This window comes from Arsukibacterium perlucidum DSM 18276 (assembly GCF_000382165.1).
Classification (GTDB): Bacteria; Pseudomonadota; Gammaproteobacteria; order Enterobacterales; family Alteromonadaceae; genus Alishewanella; species Alishewanella perlucidum.
In genome coordinates, this window is record NZ_KB907735.1 from 24,843 (window position 1) to 33,199 (window position 8,357).

The following is an 8,357-nucleotide window of genomic DNA, read 5'->3' on the forward strand; positions in this document are numbered from 1 at the left end:
ACTAAAATTTAAGCCATTGTTTATCAGGATTCGTGCATTTGCAAGCTCAGCTCAGACCAGTTTCTCAGGATCACACGCAACCGCCTTTTCAGCCAGCCTGGTGGCTCAGGCATGCCCATCTGCAAACTATTTTTGCCAAGTATTTAAGCCCGAAACAGCGGCTGAATACCGAGCCTGAAATGTTCAGCCTACCGGATGGCGATGAACTGCAACTAAACTGGTTGCCTTGTGAAACGACACAAGCAGCTACGCCGCTGCTGATTTTATTGCATGGCCTGGCCGGCGATATTAACAGCCACTATATTCAGGCAATGCTGGCGCAGTGCCGTGAGCTTAACTGGTCGGCAGTACTGCTGCATTTTCGCGGTTGTAATGGCCAACCGAATAAACTGCCACGGGCTTATCACAGTGGCGATACCGCCGATGCTGCCCTGGTAATTAATGAAATAAAACGTCGCTACCCCAGCCGGCCATTGGTGGCTGTGGGCTATTCGCTCGGAGGCAATGTGCTGCTGAAATATTGTGGCGAACAGGCTGCAGAAAACCCGCTGGCTGCGGCTATAGCAGTGTGCCCGCCTTTGTCACTGTCAGCTTGTGCCAAACGGATTAATACCGGCAGCAGCAAACTATACCAACGTTATTTGCTCGGCCGGCTAAAGCGCAGTACCTTATTAAAGCTAAAGCAATTTACTGATTTTCCGCTGCCATTAACGCCTGAGCAGGTACAGGGCTTTGCCAGTATTGAGCAGTTTGATGAGCACTTCACTGCGCCAATTCATGGCTTTAAAAATGCCCAGGACTACTACCAGCGGGCCAGCGGCAAAGCATTTTTAAAACATATTCAGATACCCACCCTGATTATTCACGCCAAAGACGATCCCTTTTTAAGTGACGAGGTGATCCCAAAACCAGCAGAGCTAAGCCAGCACGTGCACTATGAACTTACCGGTGGCGGCGGCCATGTCGGCTTTGTGCATGGCAGCCCGTTAAAACCACAGTTCTGGCTAAATCAGCGTATTCCTGCCTTTATTAAACAACAGTTGAATTTATGATTATCCCCTATAGCGACATTGATCAAGACACCCTGAACAACCTGATTGAATACTATGTGCTGCGCGAGGGTACTGATTATGGCGAGCATGAAATCTCCCTGCCAGAAAAAGTGACTGCGGTTAAGCGCCAGTTGGAAAATGGCGAAGTCGTCATCGTCTATTCAGAACTACATGAAACAGTAAACCTGATGCCGAAGCAGTTATTTATTCAGCAAGCTGCTGAACAATACCCTACTGACTAACCAAAGTTCGTAAGCTCATAGCGTAAATTGTAAATAAACAGTCAGATAAACGTCATAAGGCTGCCATCTGGCAACGGAATAGTAAGCGTGCATTGCAACTGAGCAAGGAATAGTAATGTTCGAATGCCGCGCTATTTTTATTTCCGACGTCCATCTGGGCTGCAAAGATTGCCGGGCTGATTATTTGCTCAGTTTCTTACAACAGACTCAGGCTGATAAAATTTATTTACTGGGCGATATTATTGACTTGTGGGCCATGCGCAAACAGGTTTACTGGCAGTTAAATCAGAATCAGGTAATCAAAGCGTTGCTGGATAAAGCTGAGCAAGGCTGCGAAATTATTTATGTGCCAGGCAATCATGACGAAGCTTTGCGGCTCTATCATGGCAAAAGCTTCGGTAATATTAAGGTAGCCCTGCGCAGCAGCCACACCACTTTGCAGGGTAAAAAATTACTATTATTGCATGGCGACGAATTCGACAAAGAAGTCAGCTTCGGTCCGTTGCACAACTGGCTGGGCGACACCCTGTACGACTTTTTACTGTTTTTAAACCGTTGGTTTAACCGCAGCAGACGGTTGTTTGGCGGCCAGTATTTCAGTCTGGCAGCTTACATTAAACGCAAGGTGCCGGGCGCACAAAAGGCGATAGCCCGTTACCGGCAAGCGGTTGTAAATAAGGCGCTGAAAGGTGGCTATGATGGTGTCGTATGTGGCCATATCCACCACTCGGAAATCCGGCTGGAACAAGGCATCATTTATTGCAACGATGGCGACTGGATTGATAACTGCACCGCGCTGGTCGAACAAACCGATGGTAGCCTGGCACTATATCACTGGACCGAGCAAGCACAGCGGCTGGCCTCGCTACCATTACAACCTGTTGCCAGTAAAGCTAAAGCTGCTTGAAACCTACATTGGTATATTTCCAATAGCACGCCAAAAAAATACTGGCGTCATAAAAATATCATCATATTTTCACGAAATTGTCACCTGGATTGCTGACACTGATTTATTAATTTTCGTCACTTTTAATAAAAAAATCAGGGATATCAGCATGCTAAAACGTTCACTGCTTACATTAAGTATTATTACTATTTTATCCGGCTGCTCGCTTGATGGCGACGATGGCGTAGCAGGCCCCGCAGGGCCTGCGGGTCCAGCAGGAGGCAGCGGTCAGACTGGCCAACCAGGGAAAAACTTACCACGAGAACTGAATATCGAAGTTGTCGGCCGCTTTAACACTGGCATTTACGGTAAATCGGCTGCTGAGGTTGTCCAGTTTCACAAAACATCAAACTCAGCATTTGCCATTAACTCTGCCGATAACCAGATTGAGGTTATCAACTTAACTAACCTGCCAATTACTGCTGTTGGCAATGGCATTACCGATGACAGCTTGAGTTCAGTACCCTTCACTTTTGCTGATACTGTCACCGTTAAAAACGATGCAGGCGCAGACGTTAGCGTAGTATTGGGTGAAGCCAACTCAATCGCTATTTATGGCGATATGCTGGCAATAGCGGTGGCGAGTCCAGCTAAAACCAGCAATGGTGTTGTGCTATTTTACAATTTGAATGCTACCGGGGTGGGCAGCTTTGTTAAAGCAGTCGCAGTAGGTGCACTGCCTGACATGCTTATTTTTACACCTGATGGCAGCAAGGTGCTGGTGGCCAATGAAGGCGAACCAGATACCGATTATATACTTGATCCGGAAGGCAGCATTTCTGTGATTAACCTTTCCGATGGCATGCCAGCTGATCTGGCGCAAACCATTAACCTTAGCAGCGATATGGTATTCAGTTCAGATTTGCTCTCTGCCAACGATTACGACACCGATGCTAAACGCAAAGCGTTATTACAAAGTACCGGTGTCAAATTCGCCAGTCCTGTCGGCACTTCAGTGGCTCAGGAATTGGAACCAGAATACATTACCGTTGCCGCAGACAGCAAAAAAGCCTGGGTATCGCTGCAAGAGAGCAATGCCATTGGTATTATTGACCTGACCGATATGACCATTGAAGTTAAGGCACTGGGTTTAAAAGACTGGGGCCAGTACCTGATTGATTTCACGAATGAAGATGAAGTCGCATCGTTTGCCAAGCTTCCAAATGTGTATGGCATGTATCAACCAGACAGCATTGCCTCATACCAATGGAACGGTGCCACTTTCATTGTTTCTGCCAATGAAGGCGATTCAAGAGACTGGGATGCCTACTCAGAAGATATAAGAGCAGCAGACATTATAGACCCGGACGAACTGAATAAAACCTTTAGCACCGAGTTGCAGGCCCTGTATGACACTACTGGCGGTGATGATGGTTTAGGCCGCTTAAAAGTAAGCGCGGCAATGGTTGACCCAGACGACGACGGCATTGTGGAAGCACTATACGCCTATGGTGCACGTTCATTTTCAATCTGGGATCAGAACATAAATATGGTTTATGACTCAGGTGACGATTTTGGACGCATTTCTGCCGCCATACTTGGCAATAACTTTAACAGTGCACATACCGAGAACAAAGGTGATAACCGCTCTGATGATAAAGGGGGGGAACCGGAAGCGATTGACGTCGGCACTATTGAAGACCGTACCTACGCCTTTATTGCGCAAGAGCGCTCGGGCGACCTGTTTATCTATGATGTCACCAACCCGTTCCAGTCTGTTTTTGTCAGCCATTATATAAACCGTGACTTTGACGCTGAGTTTGAACTGGATGACGATTTGGCCAATCCCTGCGATCCTACTGAAGGCCTGGATTGCACAGAAGTGCCGTTTGCCGGCGACCTGGGGCCGGAAAGTATTAAATTTGTGCCGGCAGCTGACAGCCCAAATGGCAATGCATTACTGATAATTGGTAACGAAGTCAGTGGCAGCGTCACCGTATACCAGGTTACCGAGTTATAAGCTAAGTCAACTTAGGGTGCACTGTAGTAATGATTGCGAGCCGGTTTGTTAGCGGCTCGCTTTTTTGTACAAGCCATTTTATACTGCCGCTTCCTTAGCAAAACGGAGTGTTGTAACTAACCTATATGAGCCTGTTGATTGCGTTTGCAGTTTTATCTATCGCGGTATCTTTTATTTGCTCTATTCTGGAAGCAGCGTTGCTTTCCATTACCCCCAGTTATATTGCCCAGCAGAAAATTCAAAAGCCTAAGCTTTATGAAGAACTTAAAGTATTGAAAGATAAAATTGACCAGCCGTTGGCCGCTATTTTAACCCTGAATACTGTTGCGCATACTGTTGGTGCTACCGGTGTTGGTGCCCAGGTTACCCTGGTGTTTGGTGACGGCTACCTGGGTATTGCGTCAGCAGTGATGACGCTGCTTATTTTAGTGCTGTCAGAGATTATTCCTAAAACTATTGGTGCCCGCTACTGGCCTGCACTGGCACCGATACTGCCGCTAACGCTAAAAATAATGATTACCCTGCTGCGGCCTTTTATCTGGCTGTCGGATCAAATAATGAAATTATTCGGTGGTGGCACTCATGAGCATGATTTACGTCAGGAAATCAAGGCCCTGACTGTATTAGGCCGGGAAATGAATAAGCTGGACGAGGATGAGCAGCGCGTTATTGCCAATATTCTCGACCTGCATGACATTAAAGTGCGCGATATTATGACCCCGCGCACCGTCTGCGAAAGCGCCAGCCCGGACGAGCCACTGAAGCAGTTTGCCGAACGGGTTAAAATAGGTCAGTTTTCACGCTACCCGGTAATTGACAAGGATGAAGCGCCGCTGGGGATCGTGTTTCGCTATGATATGCTAAATATCACCGAGCAGCTGGTGGTAGCTGATTTAATGAAACCGGTAAAAGTTATTTCAGATAAAATGAGCGCCGAACACCTTATGACCCAGCTGATGCATGAGCGCCAGCATATGTGTTTAGTGTATGACGAATATGGCACCTGGCTTGGTTTAGTCACCATGGAAGATGTGATTGAAACCATTATTGGCCAGCCCATTATGGATGAAACCGATGACATCCCAAATATGCGCCGCTTTGCCAAAAGGCGCTGGGAACACCGCCTGAAAAACCTGTCAGATGATTAAGCAATCTTTGGAGTAATCAAAAAAACAGGCCATAATTGCGGCCTGTTTTCTTCGCGCCAACCTATAGCGCCAACCTATACCTTAAACTTACTTACCAGCTCGTTCAGCTCTACTGCTAAACGGGATAATTCACTTGCGCTTGCCGTAGTCTGGCTGGAACCATCCGCAGTTTGCGCGGCTAAATCACTTATAGAAACAATATTACGGTCTATTTCACGTGCAACTTTCGATTGCTCTTCTGCTGCCCCGGCAATAACATGATTTTGATCACTGATCTCCATAATATTTTCTGCTATCAACTCCAGCGCATCAGACGCCGATTTTGCAACACTCTGCGCGTTATCGGCATTGCTACTAATTAATTGCATAGCGTCAACCGCCTCTTTAGCAGAAGTCTGAACCTGATGAATCATTTGCTCAATTTCACCGGTAGAAGTTTGCGTACGATATGCCAGACTGCGCACTTCATCGGCCACGACCGCAAAACCTCGACCAGCTTCACCGGCCCGGGCAGCCTCTATCGCTGCATTGAGCGCCAGCAAATTTGTTTGATCAGCAACACTGCGAATCACCTCTAACACAAGATTAATATCAGAGACCTTTTCTGCCAATGTATTGATCACTGCGGTACTTTTTTGCACTTCTGCATTCATTTTCTCTATCACGCTGCGCGTCTGAACTACCTTTTGCGTGCCTTCCTTAGCCAAATTAGACGATTGTGCCGAGGCATCAGACGTTTTCAGCGCCGTTGCTGCCACTTCATCCACTGCTGAACTCATTTCCGTGATAGCTGTCGCCGCTTGCCGCACTTCATCATTTTGCAGCTGCAACGCTTTAGCTGACTCGTCAGTAACCACATTCAGCTCTTCTGCTGCAGAAGCCAGCTGATTAGACGAACTGGCGATATGACTGATTGCCTCGCGTAAATTTTTTTGCATTTGCCGCAGCGCCTGCGCCAACTCGGTCAGCTCGTCATTACCATCAACTGTAAGCGGTCTGCTTAAATCACCATCAGCAATATATTGAGCAGCTTCTAAGCCGCGCTTTAAAGGCCGGTTAATGCTTCTTGCAATGGTAATTGAGATGATAACGGCAAAAACAACTGAAAAAACAACAATGCTCATGGTAATCCAGCGGGCTGAAACATAGGCACTTATCGATTCGTCACGGTACATTTGGGCATATTGCACAGTCATATCTGAAAGCTGTTGCAGCAACACCATCATTTTAGCTGTCACCGGTCGTAATTTCGCCAGCATTGCGGTAGCGGTTGCTAAATCATTATTTTTTACCAGCGCCAATATTTGTTCCTGAGCCTGGATATACTCCTTTTCTGTTGCATTAAATTCGTTGTATAGCTGGCGTTCTCGCTCTGAGTGAATTTTTTTCTCAAAGTCAGTCTGCGCTTTACTTAACAATTGCTTAAACTCATCAAGCTTGCCGCTGTGCTCAGCAAAGCGTTCTGGTTCCTGATAAAGCATTATATCTAGCATCCGGATCCGGATACGCGAAAGGTATAAATTCATATCCGCCAGATTAACCAGAGAAGGAATTAAATCAATTTCAGCCAGCTCCGCCCGCTCGCGGATATTCGTCATGCTGTTTAAGCTTAACAGCCCTGATATTAACAGTAGCAGGGCCAGAGAGCTAAAGGCGGCCAGTAATCGTTTTTGAATGGTTATAGTTCGTAACATCTGTCACCTCTGTTGGTATCGTCATGATTAACGATCCTGTCTCCAGGAGGGAGTCTTTACACAATATGTTTCATTAAAAAAATTTTATCAAGAGCTACGCTGTGCTGATTAGACAAATATATTCACGATAAACTATTGCGTTGCCAGGGCAGGTATTGAATCACTTGTGAAATAAAAAAAGGCCGTAGAAACGGCCTTTTCCATATTAAGCAACCCGCTGGTTTACAACTGCGGGTCGGCGGCGACTAACGCCTTACCTTCGTCGTTATCGGTAAACTTGGCAAAGTTATCCACAAAACGTTCCGCCAGATCTTTCGCCTTAAGCTCCCAGTCCGCCGCATCGCTGTACGTTGCCCGCGGGTCGAGAATACCATCTTCTACATCGTGCAGGTGTTTGGGGATTGCCAGATTAAAGTACGGCAACTGCACAAACTCGGCATTTTCAATGCTGCCATCTAAAATTGAATCGATAATGGCGCGGGTTGCTTTAATTGAAATGCGCTTACCACTACCATTCCAACCGGTGTTAACCAGGTAGGCTTCGGCACCGGCCGCTGCCATCCGCTTACCCAATACTTCAGCATACTGAGTGGGATGCAGGCTTAAGAAGGCTGCGCCAAAACAACTGGAGAAGGTTGGAGTCGGTTCGGTAATGCCACGCTCGGTGCCGGCCAGTTTGGCGGTAAAGCCTGATAAAAAGTGATATTTAGCCTGTTCCTTCGTTAACTTAGATACCGGCGGCAATACACCGAAGGCATCAGCCGTTAAGAAAATAACCTTTTTGGCATGGCCGGCTTTCGAAACCGGTGTAACGATATTGTCGATATGGTAAATCGGGTAAGACACCCGGGTATTTTCGGTTTTTGAACCATCGTCAAAATCGATAGTGCCATCGGCGGCTACGCTAACGTTTTCTAACAGGGCGTCACGACGAATAGCCTGATAAATATCCGGTTCGTTTTCCTGCGACAAGTTGATGGTTTTAGCGTAACAGCCGCCTTCAAAGTTAAATACACCATCGTCGTCCCAGCCATGCTCATCATCGCCAATCAGCTGCCGCTTCGGGTCGGTAGACAGCGTTGTTTTGCCGGTGCCAGACAAGCCAAAGAATATTGCAACATCGCCATCTTTACCGACGTTAGCGGAGCAGTGCATCGACGCTATGCCTTTTAATGGTAAAAAGTAGTTCATCATTGAGAACATACCTTTTTTCATTTCGCCGCCGTACCAGGTACCGCCTATTAACTGAATACGTTCAGTCAGGTTAAAAGCCACGAAGTTTTCCGAGTTTAAACCCTGCTGCTGCCAGTTCGGG

The 8,357-nt window shown here is 46.9% G+C and carries 7 protein-coding genes; 5 read left to right on the forward strand and 2 right to left on the reverse strand.

The genetic code is table 11. The features are described from left to right. Window positions 1-32 precede the first annotated feature (32 nt). The 5 genes from H141_RS0117855 to H141_RS0117875 all read left to right on the forward strand — a co-directional run bounded on the left by H141_RS0117855 (window position 33) and on the right by H141_RS0117875 (window position 5,348). Window positions 33-1,052, forward strand: a complete 1,020-nt coding sequence (locus H141_RS0117855) for a hydrolase (RefSeq protein WP_420834579.1) — start codon at window positions 33-35, stop codon at window positions 1,050-1,052. Beyond that, window positions 1,049-1,294: a YheU family protein gene (locus H141_RS0117860; RefSeq protein ID WP_019677660.1), complete on the forward strand. Its 246-nt coding sequence runs from the start codon at window positions 1,049-1,051 to the stop codon at window positions 1,292-1,294. The genes H141_RS0117855 and H141_RS0117860 overlap by 4 nt, the downstream gene beginning before the upstream one ends. 115 nt (window positions 1,295-1,409) lie before the next feature. After that, window positions 1,410-2,201 (forward strand): UDP-2,3-diacylglucosamine diphosphatase, encoded by a 792-nt coding sequence (locus H141_RS0117865; RefSeq protein WP_019677661.1) that lies wholly within the window; start codon window positions 1,410-1,412, stop codon window positions 2,199-2,201. Window positions 2,202-2,349: 148 nt separating this feature from the next. Further along, window positions 2,350-4,200: a choice-of-anchor I family protein gene (locus H141_RS0117870; RefSeq protein WP_205620427.1), complete on the forward strand. Its 1,851-nt coding sequence runs from the start codon at window positions 2,350-2,352 to the stop codon at window positions 4,198-4,200. Between the two features lie 125 nt (window positions 4,201-4,325). Next, window positions 4,326-5,348 carry a CNNM domain-containing protein gene (locus H141_RS0117875; RefSeq protein ID WP_019677663.1) on the forward strand — a complete coding sequence of 341 codons (1,023 nt, stop codon included), beginning with the start codon at window positions 4,326-4,328 and terminating at the stop codon, window positions 5,346-5,348. 74 nt (window positions 5,349-5,422) lie between these two features. Here H141_RS0117875 and H141_RS0117880 read toward each other — a convergent pair whose 3' ends face one another. Together H141_RS0117880 and pckA are read right to left on the reverse strand one after the other, a co-directional pair. Further along, complete coding sequence (locus H141_RS0117880) at window positions 5,423-7,042, reverse strand: methyl-accepting chemotaxis protein (RefSeq protein ID WP_019677664.1); 1,620 nt, start codon at window positions 7,040-7,042, stop codon at window positions 5,423-5,425. Window positions 7,043-7,264: 222 nt separating this feature from the next. Further along, on the reverse strand, window positions 7,265-8,357 hold a 1,093-nt coding region (gene pckA, locus H141_RS0117885), incomplete at its 5' end, for a phosphoenolpyruvate carboxykinase (ATP) (RefSeq protein ID WP_019677665.1).

Coding starts and splice junctions, on each gene's coding strand:
- H141_RS0117860 (WP_019677660.1), top strand. CDS start 1,049: ATGATTATCCCCTATAGCGACATTGATCAAGACACCCTGAACAACCTG.
- H141_RS0117865 (WP_019677661.1), top strand. CDS start 1,410: ATGTTCGAATGCCGCGCTATTTTTATTTCCGACGTCCATCTGGGCTGC.
- H141_RS0117870 (WP_205620427.1), top strand. CDS start 2,350: ATGCTAAAACGTTCACTGCTTACATTAAGTATTATTACTATTTTATCC.
- H141_RS0117875 (WP_019677663.1), top strand. CDS start 4,326: ATGAGCCTGTTGATTGCGTTTGCAGTTTTATCTATCGCGGTATCTTTT.
- H141_RS0117880 (WP_019677664.1), bottom strand. CDS start 7,042: ATGTTACGAACTATAACCATTCAAAAACGATTACTGGCCGCCTTTAGC.